Annotated in this window: 14 protein-coding genes and 2 pseudogenes; 7 read left to right on the forward strand and 9 right to left on the reverse strand. The window is 70.3% G+C overall.

Annotated features, from left to right (window positions below; genetic code table 11):
* Window positions 1-207 (reverse strand): MbtH family protein, encoded by a 207-nt coding sequence (locus IE325_RS11095; protein WP_190069617.1) that lies wholly within the window; start codon window positions 205-207, stop codon window positions 1-3.
* Between the two features lie 2 nt (window positions 208-209).
* Window positions 210-1616 (reverse strand): MFS transporter, encoded by a 1407-nt coding sequence (locus tag IE325_RS11100; RefSeq protein ID WP_190069618.1) that lies wholly within the window; start codon window positions 1614-1616, stop codon window positions 210-212.
* Between the two features lie 189 nt (window positions 1617-1805).
* Between IE325_RS11100 and IE325_RS11105 the strand changes: the two genes are divergently transcribed.
* The gene (locus IE325_RS11105) at window positions 1806-2624 is read left to right on the forward strand and encodes an SAM-dependent methyltransferase (protein ID WP_190069619.1); all 819 of its coding nucleotides are present in this window, start codon (window positions 1806-1808) and stop codon (window positions 2622-2624) included.
* 12 nt (window positions 2625-2636) lie between these two features.
* Here IE325_RS11105 and IE325_RS11110 read toward each other — a convergent pair whose 3' ends face one another.
* Both IE325_RS11110 and IE325_RS11115 read right to left on the reverse strand, forming a co-directional pair.
* Entirely contained in the window at window positions 2637-3548 is a 912-nt protein-coding gene (locus tag IE325_RS11110) for a helix-turn-helix domain-containing protein (RefSeq protein WP_190069620.1), read from the reverse strand.
* Between the two features lie 159 nt (window positions 3549-3707).
* The gene (locus IE325_RS11115) at window positions 3708-3938 is read right to left on the reverse strand and encodes a DUF397 domain-containing protein (RefSeq protein ID WP_190069621.1); all 231 of its coding nucleotides are present in this window, start codon (window positions 3936-3938) and stop codon (window positions 3708-3710) included.
* Between the two features lie 197 nt (window positions 3939-4135).
* On the opposite strand from IE325_RS11115, the gene IE325_RS11120 reads away from it, so the two are divergent.
* The 4 genes from IE325_RS11120 (at window position 4136) to IE325_RS11135 (ending at window position 6412) form a co-directional block, all read left to right on the forward strand.
* Window positions 4136-4642 carry an ATP-binding protein gene (locus IE325_RS11120; protein ID WP_229911748.1) on the forward strand — a complete coding sequence of 169 codons (507 nt, stop codon included), beginning with the start codon at window positions 4136-4138 and terminating at the stop codon, window positions 4640-4642.
* Between the two features lie 141 nt (window positions 4643-4783).
* Window positions 4784-5134, forward strand: coding sequence for a hypothetical protein (locus IE325_RS11125; protein WP_229911749.1), 351 nt, complete (start codon window positions 4784-4786; stop codon window positions 5132-5134).
* 79 nt (window positions 5135-5213) lie between these two features.
* Entirely contained in the window at window positions 5214-5357 is a 144-nt protein-coding gene (locus IE325_RS11130; protein ID WP_190069622.1) for a hypothetical protein, read from the forward strand.
* Window positions 5358-5449: 92 nt separating this feature from the next.
* Window positions 5450-6412: an MBL fold metallo-hydrolase gene (locus tag IE325_RS11135; protein ID WP_190069623.1), complete on the forward strand. Its 963-nt coding sequence runs from the start codon at window positions 5450-5452 to the stop codon at window positions 6410-6412.
* 108 nt (window positions 6413-6520) lie between these two features.
* Here IE325_RS11135 and IE325_RS11140 read toward each other — a convergent pair whose 3' ends face one another.
* Window positions 6521-7378: a universal stress protein gene (locus IE325_RS11140; RefSeq protein ID WP_190069624.1), complete on the reverse strand. Its 858-nt coding sequence runs from the start codon at window positions 7376-7378 to the stop codon at window positions 6521-6523.
* 180 nt (window positions 7379-7558) lie between these two features.
* Entirely contained in the window at window positions 7559-9286 is a 1728-nt protein-coding gene (locus IE325_RS11145) for a sensor histidine kinase (RefSeq protein ID WP_190069625.1), read from the reverse strand.
* Between the two features lie 230 nt (window positions 9287-9516).
* On the opposite strand from IE325_RS11145, the pseudogene IE325_RS11150 reads away from it, so the two are divergent.
* A pseudogene (locus IE325_RS11150) lies at window positions 9517-9643 on the forward strand (PEP/pyruvate-binding domain-containing protein); the annotation flags it as partial.
* Between the two features lie 27 nt (window positions 9644-9670).
* Window positions 9671-10105 (forward strand): adenine nucleotide alpha hydrolase family protein, encoded by a 435-nt coding sequence (locus IE325_RS11155; RefSeq protein ID WP_190069626.1) that lies wholly within the window; start codon window positions 9671-9673, stop codon window positions 10103-10105.
* Here IE325_RS11155 and IE325_RS46035 read toward each other — a convergent pair.
* The 3 genes and pseudogenes from IE325_RS46035 to IE325_RS11165 all read right to left on the reverse strand — a co-directional run.
* Window positions 10106-10318, reverse strand: a pseudogene (locus IE325_RS46035) (hypothetical protein); the annotation flags it as partial.
* A 305-nt stretch (window positions 10319-10623) separates the two neighbouring features.
* Complete coding sequence (locus IE325_RS11160; protein ID WP_190069627.1) at window positions 10624-13005, reverse strand: phosphoketolase family protein; 2382 nt, start codon at window positions 13003-13005, stop codon at window positions 10624-10626.
* A gap of 75 nt (window positions 13006-13080) precedes the next feature.
* Window positions 13081-13980: a universal stress protein gene (locus IE325_RS11165; protein WP_190069628.1), complete on the reverse strand. Its 900-nt coding sequence runs from the start codon at window positions 13978-13980 to the stop codon at window positions 13081-13083.
* Window positions 13981-13984 lie beyond the last annotated feature (4 nt).

A 13984-nucleotide genomic window follows, 5' to 3' on the forward strand; every position in this document is an offset into this window, starting at 1 on the left:
TCAGATGTCTGCGCCCGTGCGGACGGGACATATGTCCGTCCAGTGCTCCTCGACATAGGCGAGGCAGTCAGCGCGGCTGCTCCCGCCCAGCGCCACGTCCCAGCCGTCCGGCACGGTGATCGCGGCGGGCCAGAGCGAGTGCCGGCCCTCGGCGTCGGTGAGGACGAGATAGGTCCCGTTGTCGTCCTCGAACGGGTTGGTGGTCATGGTCAGCCCTCCACGAGTTCTTTGTTCCCGGGGTTGTTGTCGGTGGCGACATCCGGCAGCAGCGAGTCGATCTCCCGCACCGTGCGCCGCGACATGCCGACCACCGCGACCGCGATGCCGCACAGCCCGGCGATCAGCAGCATCGCGGCCATACCGCTGCCCGGCCCGTCGCCCACCAGCGGCCCGAGCACGACGAAGATCCCGCTGCCGTCGGCGGCCCGCGGTTCGAAGACATGGTCGGCGAGCGGACCGGAGACCGCGGTGGCCAGCGGCACGGAGATCTGCGACAGGAACATCACCGCGCCGAAGACCCGGCCGTGCCACTCCTGCTCCACCTTGGTCTGCACGATCGCCTGCATCGTGCCGTTGATCATCGGCATCAGCGCGGCGCCGACGAGGATCGCCGCGCACCAGCCGACCACCCCGCCCACCAGCGCCATCGCCACCTGCGCCGACAGACACATGCCGATGATGCCGAGCAGCATGCCCCGGGCCCGGTTCCGCGGCCCGCTCCAGGCCGCCATCAGCACCCCGCCCGCGACCCCGCCCACCCCGATCGCGGTGTTGACGCTCGCCAGCGCCGAGGTCTCGCCCCCCGACCGGGCCAGCACCATGGGCTGTACGGCGGCGAAGCCGAACACCATGACGAGGTTGACGAAGCAGAAGGCCAGCATCAGATCGCGCAGGCTCGGGTACCGGAAGAGGAACCGCATCCCCTCGACGGCCTCGGCGACAAGCCTCTTCCGCGGACCGTCCGCCGCCTTCTTCCCCGGACCGTCGTCACCCCGCATCCGTACGACCCGGATCGCCGCCAGCGCGAGCGCGAAGCTCACCAGGTCGGCGACCAGGATGAAGCCGAGCCCGGAGAACGCCACCAGCAGCCCGCCCAGCGCCGGACCACCGACGTCGGCGGTGCTCTTGGCGCTGGCCAGCAGGCTGTTCGCCCGCTGTAGCTGCCTCTTCTCGACCAGCAGCGGCACGGCGGCGCCCAGCGCCGGGAACTGGAAGGCGGCGGCACAGCCGAGCAGCATCACCGCCCCGTACACCTCCCAGGTGCTCAGCCCACCGGTGAAGTGCAGCACCGCGAGCAGCGCCACGATCAACAGCCCGCCGGTGTCCGCGAGTTGAAGCGCGGTACGCCGCCGGATGCGGTCGACGAAGGCCCCGGCGAGCGGGCTCAGCAGCACCTGGGGGAGCAGCGCGCACAGCGACAGCGTGGTCAGCGCGGTCGCCCGGCCGGTGGCCGACCAGGTCTCGAAGACGAAGGCGAACCGCAGGACGGAATTGCCGACCAGGGAGACCGCCTGCCCGCTCCAGACGAGCATGAAGGGACCCATGCCGGACAACCGGCCGGTCCTGTTCTCCCCGTCGTGCGCGGTGTCGTCCTGCGAGCGCGCCGCATCGGCCACGTGCGTACCCCCGTCGAATGTGGCTTCCGGTCAAGAACCTTAGTTCGAAGTGGCGCGCGGCACAGCCGGACCATGAAAGCCGCACCGCCCGGCGGGACGGCCGATGGACTGGCCCCACCAACTTCCGGATCCCTAGGATGTGTTGTCGGCGAGGTGATCTCCTCGGCCGTCCTGCCCCTGGGGGAAGCCATGGAGCCTGGAAAGCAGCTGTCCACGTCGATCGATGCCACGGTCCCCACGGCCGCGCGCATGTACGACCATTACCTCGGAGGCAAGGACAACTACGCCTCGGACCGAGCCGCCTGCGAAGAGCTGGACAAGGTCGTCCCCAGCACCCGCGCCCTCGCGCTGAACAACCGGCGCTTCCTCCAGCGGGTCGTCGGCACCCTCGCCGGCGAGTACGGCATCCGGCAGTTCCTGGACCACGGCTCCGGCCTGCCCACCCAGAACAACGTCCACCAGGTCGCCCAGGCCATCGACCCGGCCTCCCGCGTGGTGTACGTCGACAACGACCCGATGGTCCTGGTCCACGGCCGCGCCCTGCTCGACCAGAACGACAACACCGCCGTCATCCACGCCGACATGCGCGAGACCGACGCGATCTTCTCCCACGCCGACACCGAGCGCCTCATCGACTTCTCAAAGCCGGTGGCCGTGCTGTTCAACTCGGTCTTCCACTGCATCCCCGACAGCGACACCGACGGCCCGCTCGCCGTCGCCCGCCGGGTACGCGAACGCCTCGCCCCCGGCAGCTACATGGTGATGTGCCAGCTGGTCAGCGAGGACGCCGAGGTCCGCGACTTCGTCACCAACTTCATGGACCAGGCGACCCAGGGCCACTGGGGCCGGGTGCGCGAGCCGAAGGACGTGGATGCGTACTTCGAGGGGCTGGACATCCTCGAACCCGGCCTGGTCGAGGTCTCCACCTGGCGCCCCGACACCGAGGTGGCACCGCGTCAGCTCACCCAGGAGTGGATCGAGTACGGCGGTGTGGGCAGGCTTCCGTAAGAGGTACGAGCCCTAGGAGTACCGCTCCATCGTCTCGCGCAGCCGCACAAGCGACTCGCGCGGGTTGAGCGCCTCGTCGCCCAGCCGGTCCAGGGCGAGGCGGTACTCCTCGGTCTCGTCGCGGTCCTCCAGGAAGGCCGCGCTCTTGATGTGCTCCAGATAGACGATGTCGGGCAGATCGATGCCGCCGAACCGGAGATAGGTGACGGGCATGGCGGGCGCCGAGGCGTTGGTGACGTCCAGCGGCACGATCTGCACGGTCACCTGCGGCCGCTGCGCCATCTCCACCAGGTGCTCCAGCTGCGCCCGCATCACCTCACGGCTGCCGAGGACGCGCAGCAGAACCGACTCGTCCATGATCGCCCACAGCTGGGGCGCGTCCGGCCGGTGCAGCAGCTCCCGCCGCCGTGTCCGCAGCTCCACCCGCCGCAGCACCTCACGGGTCGGCGCGGTCGGCAGCCCGCGCTCCACCACGGCCCGGGTGTAGTCCTCGGTCTGCAACAGGCCCGGCACATGCTGCAATTCATACGTACGGATGGCGGTCGCGGCCTCCTGCAGCCCGACCAGCCGGTCGAACCACTCCGGCATCAGCCGCTTGTCGTAGCGCTGCCACCAGCCCGGCTCACCGGCCCGCCGCAGCAACTGCAACAGCACCGACGCCTCGTACTCCTCGGCGCGGTAGTGCTCCAGCAGCTTGCGGATGTCGGCCTCGGTGGGCGGCCGACGGCTCTTGCCCGCCTCGATGCGCGACAGCTTCGCCGGACTGAACCCCACGGCACGCGCGACCTGCTCCTGGGCCAGACCGAGGTCCTCGCGGATACCCGCCAGCTGCACGCCGACCAGCATCTTCAGCAGCGTCGGCGCGGGCTCGGTCCGGTCCAGATAGGGTTCGAGACGGGAGATGCGAGGGAACTCGGCGGACATCCTGACTCCCCGTAGACCGGCATACGACAGACCGCATTATCGCATCCCGCCGCCTCACGCCGCCGGAACCGCGAGAAGTGAAAGCGTCAACTTCCGCTTACGGGCGGCGTTTCGAGCCCCTTGCCGGTCTTGCGTTCCCGGGCAGGCGGCCGTCTCCGCTCAGACGAGGTGGTCGAACTCTCCCTCCTTCGCGCCTGCCAGGAAGGCCGAGATCTCGGCGGGGGTGTAGACGAGGGCCGGCCCGTCGGGGTGGCGGGAGTTGCGCATCGCGACGCCGCCGTCGCCCAGGGCGGCCACCTCGACGCAGTTGCCCTCGGCATTGCTGTGCCGGCTCTTCATCCAGCGGACGTCCAGCGAGCTTGCCCGCACGCCGTTGTGTGCTGTTGGCACTGCACTCTCCTTGCTCACGATCCGCCACGCGCACGCCCCGGCGCCCCACGGGCCCGGACCGCATCACGTGCTCTGCGTCGACACCACGCGCGCAATTTCCCGTGAAATTGCACGGAGGCGCCTTCGGCGTGGATAATAGCCCTTGGCGTCAAGTGCGGCGCAGACGCCACGTCCTGACCGTGTATCAGGGAGACGTTGTGTCCTTACCTGCGTACGAAGGGCTCCGACTGCCCGCCACGCGTCGGCTGACCAGCCCCGAAGTCCCGCGCACCACACCGCGCTCCGCCGTCCTGCGCCTCGCCGGCGCCGAACAGGGCTGCGGTCAGGCCCGCGAGTTCGTCCGTCGCACCCTGGACGGCTGGGAGCTGGACCACTGCGGCCCCGACGCCGTCACGGTGGTCACCGAACTGCTCGCCAACGCCGTACTGCACGCCGTACCGCACCGCCCGGCCCGTCGCGCCCCGGCCGGCGCCGATGCCGAGATCTGGCTCAAGCTCAGCCTCCGCCGCCCCGGCCACCTCGTCTGCGCGGTCACCGATCCGAGCGACAGCCCTCCGGTGTACCCGCACACCACCGACCCCTTCGACGAACACGGCCGCGGGCTGCGCATCATCGACGCCCTGTCCGAACACTGGGGCTGGACCAGACGGCACCCCCTGGGCAAGACGGTGTGGGCGATGCTCCCCACCGCCGAACAGGCCTGAAGTCCAAGTCCTGAGTTCAACCGATCCCCGATTAGGCCGCCATATTCCGGACGTCCCGGACCGTGGTGTAACACGACAGCCTTTCCCTGGCGCAGAACTAGGCGGAAGTGAGCCCAGTAAACGCGTCAGATCGGATTTCTCGTGAACACCGACCCGGTTTCCGGATACCAGACGTACCACCAGCACACGGACCAGGACCGCACCCGGCGCAACCAGGCCACCGGCCGCAGAGCGGCCCTGACGATCTGCACCATCGCCGATGTCTCCGCTGGTCTGCTCGGCCTGTGGATCGTCCTCTACCTGCTCGACGCGAACCAGGGGAACGCGTTCGTGGGCTTCGTGCACGGGGCGGCGGACCTGCTGTCCGGATGGGCACGGGATATTTTCACCATGGACACAGAGGGGTTGCGAGTCATCCTCAATTACGGCCTTCCCGCCGTCCTCTATTTGCTGCTCGGGCATGGAATTGCCGCCCGGCTGAACAGGGCCTGACGGTAATTTCCAGCAGAAGGACGACACTGTGACACGCACTCCCGCCGAAAACGATCACCTGCCGATTTATGAAGACCTGGTGCGCGAACGCGGAGATGTCGTGGCGGAGGCCCAGCTGGCAGCCGCACACACCCAGCACCGGGCAGCGGAGCTGCTCCCCGACGAGAATGCGGACCACTGGAACCAGCGGCAGGGGCAGCACCACAGCCCCGGATTCGGATAGACACCCGGCCAACAGGTAAGGATCAAGGCGTCCGAGGGCACGGGCACGGGACACGCCCGGCCCTCCCAGCCGCCGAGAGGACGAGGACCACCATGACCTCCCCCTTACCGCACCCCGCCACCGCTCTCTCAAGACGCCGCTTCACCCGCCTCGCCGCCCTGGCCCTCACGGCCGGAGCCACCACCACGGCCACCCCGGCGAACGCCGCCACCCCGGACGCCCAGGCCTACTACGACCGCGCCCGCACCCTGGCCGGAGACGACCAGGTACTCCTCACCCTCGTGAAGGCCCTCACCCCCGGCGCCGTGGTCCCGCGCCCACCCGCGCCGGAACCCCTGATGCTCTTCGACAACGTGGCCATGCTCAGCGTGGGTTGGGTCTCCGCCATGGCCGTACTGACGGACGACGGAATCGTCCTGATCGACGCCCTACCCTCCCCCGAGGAGGCGGAAGACACGGTCGTAGCGGGCCTGCGCACCCTTGGACTGGACCCGAGGACGATCAAATACGTCATCGTCACCCATGGCCACGACGACCACTTCGGCGGCGCCCGACACCTGGCCGACCAGTACGGCGCCCGCGTCCTGATGACAGGGGCAGACTGGGACCTGGCGGCCGACTCCGGCTCACCCCACACCCCCACCCGGGACCTGGACATCACCGACGGCCAGCGCCTCACCCTCGGCGGCACGACCATCCACCTGCACCACACCCCGGGCCACACCGCGGGCACGGTCTCCCCGATCTTCCCCGTCCACACCGCCGGCCGACACCACACAGCCATGCTCTGGGGCGGCACCAACCCGCCCACCACCCCCGCCGCCCTCCGCACCTACCTCTCCTCGATCCGCACCTTCCGCACCCACATGCACAGGGCACACACGGACGTGGAACTCTCCAACCACCCCGTGGACGACGGCCTCCAACGGGCCGAAGAGCTACGCGCCAACCCGGACGGCCCGAACCCATTCCTCCTCGGCACCCGACGCACCCAGCGCTACATGCAGGTGATGACCCTGATGCTCCGAGGCAGACTGGCATCCGCGACCACATGACAAAGGCCCGTGGACAGCTGGTGATCCATACGGTCGGCGGCGAGGCCGCGCTGACGTGCAAATCAGCACTGACGCCGACAGGGCGCCAGGTCACGGAGAGCCAGCCGTTCACGCCCACTGCGGAACGATTGCGACCGGGCAGTGCGCGTGGTGCAGCAGCCTGTGGCCCACGCGGCCGAGTTGCAGGCCGAAGTGGCCGTGCCGGCGACGCGCCCCGATGATCACGAGGTCCGCGGTGGCCGATCGGGTCACGAGGATGCGGCTGGCCGGGCCCTCTACAGTGGTTCGGCGTACTCGGACGCCCGGATGTTCGGCCATGGCCTCGTGCAGCAGTTCGTCGAGCTGAGCTGCCGCCCGCCGTTCGCGCTCGCGTGCGGGATGGTCCGTGCCTTCTTGCGCCGACCAGCGCCAGGCGCGTACAGCGTCGAGGACACATCCGCGTGCCTCGGCTTCGCGGAAGGCGAAGCTCACGGCCCGGCCGCCGGTTGCCGGATCTCCCGCGCCGAACAGGATCCGCTCGTGCATCCCGACCAGGCCTGCCTCGTCGCCCCGGACCACGATCACAGGACAGTGCGCCTGGGCGGCGACGCCCAGGCTGACCGACCCGAGAAGCAGTTCCTTCAGCTCACTGCGGCCCCGGTCTCCCGTCACGAGCGCGCAGGCGTTGTGGCCCTCGCGAAGGAGAGCGTCGACCGGCTCGGCGGGGACGATGTCGGTGGTCACCTTCACGGCCGGGACGCGTCGTGCGGCACGCTCAGCCGCCGAGGCGACGATGTGTTCGGCGAGTACGCGCTCGGAGGGGCGCTCCCGTTCGAGCGACGGTAGGGCGGCCTCGTAGCGCTCCCAGAGGGAGGCGTACACCAGCCGCAGCGGCAGATCGCTGCGGGCGGCCTCGTCCACTGCCCAGTCGACGGCCAGCAGGCTCGCGTCCGATCCGTCGACGCCTACGACCAGGGGGAGTGTCATCGCCCTCACCGCCTTCTGTGAGGCTGCCCTGTTGGACAGCCAGGGCTCTGATCTCAGCGTCGTACTCGCGAGGGACGGTCACGAGAGGCGGATGGGCATGGTGCGGGGACGTTCGGCCCAGGCCTTCGGTCCAAGTGGGACCGGCAGCCAGGCAACCTGGGCGGGCCGTGCCCGGTGGCTCTACTCGGTCGGCACCGGCACCCACCACACCAAGGTGGTGCCGCCCTCGGCCGGACTGGTCAGCTCCAGTTCCCCGCCCAACTGCCGTGCCCGTTCCGCCATGTTGAGCAGTCCGCTGCGGCGGCCGTCCGCCGGGATGCCGACGCCGTTGTCGGCGACCGTGAGGCGGACCTGGTGGGAGTCCGCGGCGAGGGCGATGTCGGCGCGGCCGGCCTTGGCGTGACGGGCGATGTTGGTGAGGGCCTCGGAGAGTACGGCGACCACGTGGTCGGCGATCTCGCGCGGCACCTGCGTGTCGACCAGGCCCTCCATCCGCACGCTGGGCGCGAAGCCGAGCACCGGCGCCGCCTCGCCCGCGATCCGCACCACGCGCGCCCGCAGCCCGGACCCGCCGGTGCCCTCGCGGGAGCGCAGGCCGAAGATCGTCGACCTGATGATCTTGATGGTCTCGTCCAGGTCGTCCACGGCGCGCACCACCCGCTCGGCGGCCTCGGGGTGGTCGATGAAGCGGCCCGCGCTCTGCAGCGTCATGCCGGTCGCGAACAGCCGCTGGATCGCCAGATCGTGCAGGTCCCGGGCGATACGGTCGCGGTCCTTGAGCACGGCGACCTCCTCGGCGTCCTGCCGGCGCTCCGCGAGCTCCATGGCCACGGCGGCCTGGGCCGCGAAGCCCTGCAGCGGTTCGATCTCCTTCCCGGTGAACGCCGTATGCCCTGCCTCGCGGATCAGCAGGACGACGCCGCGTACACCGCCCTCTCCCGTCCCGACCGGAACGGCAATCGCCGGGCCCAGGCCGGTGAAGCGCGGCGGGCCTGCCGAAACCCGTTCGTCGTGGGAGACGTCCGAGGTGGTGACGGGGGCGACCGTCGAGAACGCCTCGCCCATCAGGCTTCCGTCGACGGGCAGCACCAGTCCGCGCAACGCCTCCGCCTCCGGCCCGATGGCCAGCTCCACGCTGAGCGAGTCGGTGTCGTCCATCGGCATCGCGACCACGGCCAGCGCCGCTCCCGTGATCTCCCGGGCGCGGTCCGCGATCAGTCCGAGGACCTCGCCGCGGTCGCTGCCGGACATCAGGCTGTGGGTGATCTCCGCGTTCGCCTGCAGCCAGCGTTCCCGCAGCCGGGACTCCTCGTAGAGGCGGGCGTTGTCGATGGCGACGCCCGCCGCGACCGCCAGGGTCGACAGGACGGACTCGTCCTCCTCGTCGAACTGCGCCCCGCCGCGCTTCTCGGTCAGGTACAGATTGCCGAAGACCTGCTCGCGGACCCGGATGGGGACGCCGAGGAAGGTGTTCATCGGCGGGTGGTTGGGCGGGAAGCCGTACGACGCCGGGTGTTCGGAGATCTTCGCCAGGCGCAGCGGCTCGGGGTGGTGGATCAGCTCGCCGAGGATGCCGTGGCCCTCCGGATAGTGGCCGATCCTGGCGATCTGGTCCTCGCCGACCCCGACGGTGTGGAAGGCGGACAGCCGCTTGCCGTCCGGCCCGATCACCCCCAGGGCGGCGTACTCCGCGTCGACCAGCACCGCGGCGGCCTCGACGATGCTGTGCAGCGCCTGCTCCAGGTCCAGCTCCCGGCCGACGGACAGCACCGCCTCCAGCAGGCTGTGCACCCGGTCGCGCGTGCCGCGGGCCGCGTCCAGCCGGGCCTGGAGCTCCTCCAGCAGCTCGTCCAGCCTCAGCTGCGGCAGCCGTACGCGGGCTTCCCGAGGCTCCTCGGCGCTTCCCACCTGCGTCTCCTCCGGTCCCGTGGACGGTCTCGCACCAGCCGCTCCGGACATGGGTCACGCTACCGGCCTGTGGCGGGGGACGGTACGGAATCGGAAGGGGATCCGGCCCTCCAACGGCGTCCTCCCAGGTTGCCCGCTTGGGCCGTTCGGCCCTGCTGTGGGGACGGCCGGCAGATGCCGACCCGGCCACCGGCGTCCGACGCTGGAAATGACTCGCGGGCCGCCGCGGCATAGCGGACCTGCTGGGCGGCAAGGGCGCCAACCTGGCCGAGATGACCCGGCTGGGCCTGCCGGCCCCACCGGGGTTCACCGTCACCACCGACGCCTGCCGGGCCCACCTCGCAACCGGTACGGAAAGCGGCATTTCGCGGGCTGACGCTCCGCGTGGTCCACCACTCACTGCCCGACAACCTGGACGACGCGAAGATGGTCGTGGCCGGCACGCGAGGGATGGACATCAACTCACTGCCGGCCTGCCCGGTCGTCCTGGTCCCGGAGAACTTGACCGACGCGCACCGCGCACGCCCGTCAGCCGAGATCGCTCTCGGCGTGGACGCCCACGAACCGGCCACGGGGGCCATCGAGTGCGCCTTCGAGACCGCGCGGCTGTGGGGCGTACGACTCCGCGCCGTGCACGCCTGGAGGTTGCCCTCCCACGCGGCGGAGCTGCCTTACGGTGTGCCGGAGGAGGACCGTGGCGCCTGGGAGGACACCAAGGGGTGCAGCTGCTGGCGGACGGGCTGCGTCCGTGGCGGGAGAAGTACCCTCCAGGCAGCCACCGAAGGTGACGTGCTCCCTTGCATCCAGCCGGGCCATTGACGGAGCACAGGCCCGGTCGGCAGCCAGGGCGCCTGAGCGGCGGCTCACCGCGAAGAACCTGAGCCGCAGGTTCTGCGGGCACATCTCCGCGTAGAGCTCCTCCAGCTGATCGTGGTCAGCTGCCTCCACCGGGCGGATGCACACGGTGGTGCCGTCCGCGAGCAGGGCGTGGACCGGCGGTCGACCGAGCCGGCCGGCGTTCGGCGTGGTCATCGTGGGCCCTCCAAGCCTCTCGACACTTCGAGCATCCAGCGGATCGGCGAGGGGCCCCACGGGCTGTCCGGGTTCCGTCGGGGGCCGGTCTGCCCAACGTTCCGCGCTGCTCGTCCCCGCTGCGGTCCGGGCATGCGGAGGGGACCGGTGCTCGGCGGCACCGGTCCCCTCCAGCCGTGTTCATTTGCAGTTGATCGCGACCACCTCGACGTCCTCGCCGAGGCAGGTGCGTCCGATGTGGCCGAAGCCGTTGATGCCGACGCATACGGTCATGGCGGCGGGCTCCTTCTGGAATTCGGTGCTGTTCAGGCGTTCCAGGTCCAGTCGGCGACCTCGGGCAGGTCCGTGCCGTGTTCGCGGATCCAGGCGTGGTGGCGGGTGCGGGCGTCGGCCATCCGCTGGCGTTCGGCCGCGGCGCGCACCGCGAGGCCGGGGACACGGTCGATGACGTCCATGACCAGGCGGTAGCGGTCGAGGTCGTTGCGGACGACCATGTCGAACGGTGTGGTCGTGGTGCCGGACTCCTTGTAGCCGCGTACGTGCAGGTTCGGGTGGCCGGTGCGGCGGTAGGCGAGCCGGTGGATCAGCCAGGGATAGCCGTGGTAGGCGAAGATCACCGGTTTGTCCCGGGTGAACAGGCCATCGTACTCGAAGTCGCTCATGCCGTGGGGGTGTTCCTCCCGGGGCATCAGCCGGGTCATGTCGACGACGTTCACCACGCGCACGGCGAGTCCGGGCAGGTGGCGGCGGAGCAACTGTGCGGCCGCCAGGACCTCCTGGGTGGGCACGTCGCCCGCGCAGGCGAGGACGACGTCCGGTTCCCCGCCGTTCTCGGTACCCGCCCACTCCCAGATGCCGGCTCCGCGTGCGCAGTGGGCGCGGGCGGCGTCCATCGGCAGCCAGTCGAAGCAGGGCTGTTTGCCGGCCACGATCACATTGACGTAGTCGCGGCTGCGCAGCGCGTGGTCCGCGACGGACAGGAGCGTGTTGGCGTCCGGCGGCAGGTATACGCGGACGACTTCAGGGCTCTTGTTGAGGACGTGGTCGACGAAGCCGGGGTCCTGGTGGGAGAAGCCGTTGTGGTCCTGCCGCCAGACGTGAGAGGTGAGGAGGTAGTTGAGGGAGGGGATGGGAGCCCGCCAGGGCAACCGCCGGGACGTCCTCAGCCACTTGATGTGCTGGTTGACCATCGAGTCGACGATGTGCACGAAGGCCTCGTAGCACGAGAAGAGACCGTGCCGGCCGGTGAGGAGATAGCCCTCCAGCCAGCCTTGGCAGAGGTGTTCGGAGAGGATCTCCATCACCCGGCCGTGCCGGTCCAGATGTTCGTCGGTCTGAAGGGTGCCCGCCTGCCATGCCTTGCCGCTGGCGTCGAAGACGGCCTGGAGCCGGTTGGAGGCGGTCTCGTCCGGACCGACCAGCCGGAAGTCGCGGCGGGCAGCGGTGTCCTTCATGACCTGTTGCAGCAAGTCCCCGAGGATCCGAGTCGGTTCGTGCAGGGTCGTGCCCGGCTTCTTGACCGGTACGGCGAAGGAGTCCAGGGACCGGATGGGCAGGTCGTGCGTGAGGAGGCCGCCGTTGGCGTGCGGGGTGGCGCCCAGGCGCCGACCACCTTCAGGAACGCAGGCGAGGACGTCGGCGACGGGCCGGCCGTCCGGATGGAAGAGCTCTTCGGGTCGATACGAGCGCAGCCATGCCTCCAGCTGCCGCAGGTGCTCCGGGTTCTCCCGTACGCCGGCCAGCGGGACCTGGTGGGAGCGCCAGGTCCCCTCCACCGGCAGGCCGTCGACCTCCGCCGGGCCGGTCCAGCCCTTCGGCGTGCGCAGCACGATCATGGGCCAGTGCGCTCGCTCACCGATCCCCTCCTCCCGGGCCGTGCGCTGGAGCAGGGCGATCTGGTCGAGCGCGTCGTCGAGGGCCCGTGCCATGGCCCGATGCACGCCGGCCGGGTCGTCGCCGGTGACATGGAGCGGCTCGTGGCCGTATCCCCGCAGGAGTGCGTCGAGTTCGGCCTCGGGCAGCCGGGACAGCACGGCCGGGTTGGCGATCTTGTAGCCGTTGAGGTGCAGGATCGGCAGGACGGCGCCGTCGTGGACCGGGTCGAGGAACTTGTTGGAGTGCCAGGAGGCGGCCAGCGGACCGGTCTCCGCCTCGCCGTCGCCGATCACACACGCGACAACAAGGTCCGGGTTGTCGAAGGCGGCACCGTAGGCGTGAGCGAGCGAGTAACCGAGCTCGCCGCCCTCATGGATGGACCCGGGGACCTCCGGCGCCACATGGCTCGGTACCCCGCCCGGAAAGGAGAACTGCCGGAACAGTCGCTCCATGCCGGGGGCGTCGCGTGACACGTCGGGGTGGATCTCGCTGTAGCTGCCGTCGAGCCAGGAGCCGGCGAGCACGGACGGCCCGCCGTGCCCTGGTCCCCACACGCACAGTGCGTCGAGCGCGCGCGCCTTGATGACCCGGTTGAGGTGGGTGTACACGAGGTTCAGGCCTGGTGAGGTGCCCCAGTGGCCGAGGAGCCGCGGCTTGATGTGCTCGGGCTCGAGGGGTTCGGTCAGCAGCGGATTCGCCATCAGATAGATCTGTCCCGCGGCGAGGTAGTTCGCGGCCCGCCAATGGGCGTCGAGGGTGCGCAGTTCGTCGTCGGAAAGTGCGGTGGCCTTGCGGTGTTCCACCTTGGGCATGGGGAGACTCCGGTAGTCGTCGATTCAGGTCGCGCGGGCGGTGACGCTGCCGAGCTGGGCGTCTGTCCTCGAATGTCACTCCCGCTCGGGCACGATGGCGACAGGACAGGCCGAGTGGTGCAGCACTCCGTGGGCCACCCGGCCCAACTGGAGTCCGAAGTGCCGGTCGCGGCGCTCAGCGCCGATGACCAGGAGGTCGGCACCGCGCGAGGCGTCCGCGAGGACATTCCGGGCGTGCCCCTCGACCGCACGGCGGCTCGTTTCGACATCTGCGGGGACGTCGTGCAGTGCCTTGTCCAGTACCTCCACCGCGTGCTGTTCATGCATACGGGCGGGCTCCCCGGCGAGCTGGGGGTACCCCCGGACGAAGTCTGGGGGAGGATGGTCCGGGCTCTCGTGCGCGGGGCACCGCCAGGCTCGCACCACGTCCAAGACCGCCTCCCGCCGTCGCGCCTCGTCGGCGGCGAAGCGCACCGCCGCCGGAGTCGTCGGCCTCTCGCCGACGCCGACGACGATGCGGCCGTGCGTCCTCGGCCGGACCTGGTTGTCGTGGTTGCCGCGAACGAGGACCATCGGGCAGTGCGCGTGCCCGGCGACGGTCAGGCTCACCGACCCCAGCAGTGCCTCGGTGACGCTGCTGCGGCCGCGGGTCCCGGTCACCAGCAGCGAGGCGCTGCGGCTCTCACGCACCAGCGCGTACTCGGGCTCCTCGGACAGCGTGCGGGTGGAAACCTTCACATCGGCCTGACGGCGGTGAGCGCGCGCGGCGGCGGTCTCCACGATGTCCTGAGCCCGCACCCGCTCGGACGACCTGCCCAGTTCGTCCGCGAGGGCGGCACCCTCGTAGCGCTCCCACAACCAGGCGTACACCAGCCGCAGCGGCACCCCCCACAGCGCGGCCTCGTCGGCTGCCCAGTCGACGGCTCGCAGGCTGGGCTCGGAGCCGTCGACGCCGACGACGATCGGCAGGTCCATCGCC

Source organism: Streptomyces lanatus (assembly GCF_014655715.1).
GTDB classification, from domain to species: Bacteria; Actinomycetota; Actinomycetes; order Streptomycetales; family Streptomycetaceae; genus Streptomyces; species Streptomyces lanatus.

Excerpts from the sequence above, each read along its gene's own strand:
- IE325_RS11095 (WP_190069617.1), bottom strand. The coding sequence starts at position 207 with ATGACCACCAACCCGTTCGAGGACGACAACGGGACCTATCTCGTCCTC.
- IE325_RS11105 (WP_190069619.1), top strand. The coding sequence starts at position 1,806 with ATGGAGCCTGGAAAGCAGCTGTCCACGTCGATCGATGCCACGGTCCCC.
- IE325_RS11110 (WP_190069620.1), bottom strand. The coding sequence starts at position 3,548 with ATGTCCGCCGAGTTCCCTCGCATCTCCCGTCTCGAACCCTATCTGGAC.
- IE325_RS11135 (WP_190069623.1), top strand. The coding sequence starts at position 5,450 with ATGACCTCCCCCTTACCGCACCCCGCCACCGCTCTCTCAAGACGCCGC.
- IE325_RS11140 (WP_190069624.1), bottom strand. The coding sequence starts at position 7,378 with ATGACACTCCCCCTGGTCGTAGGCGTCGACGGATCGGACGCGAGCCTG.
- IE325_RS11160 (WP_190069627.1), bottom strand. The coding sequence starts at position 13,005 with ATGCCCAAGGTGGAACACCGCAAGGCCACCGCACTTTCCGACGACGAA.
- IE325_RS11165 (WP_190069628.1), bottom strand. The coding sequence starts at position 13,980 with ATGGACCTGCCGATCGTCGTCGGCGTCGACGGCTCCGAGCCCAGCCTG.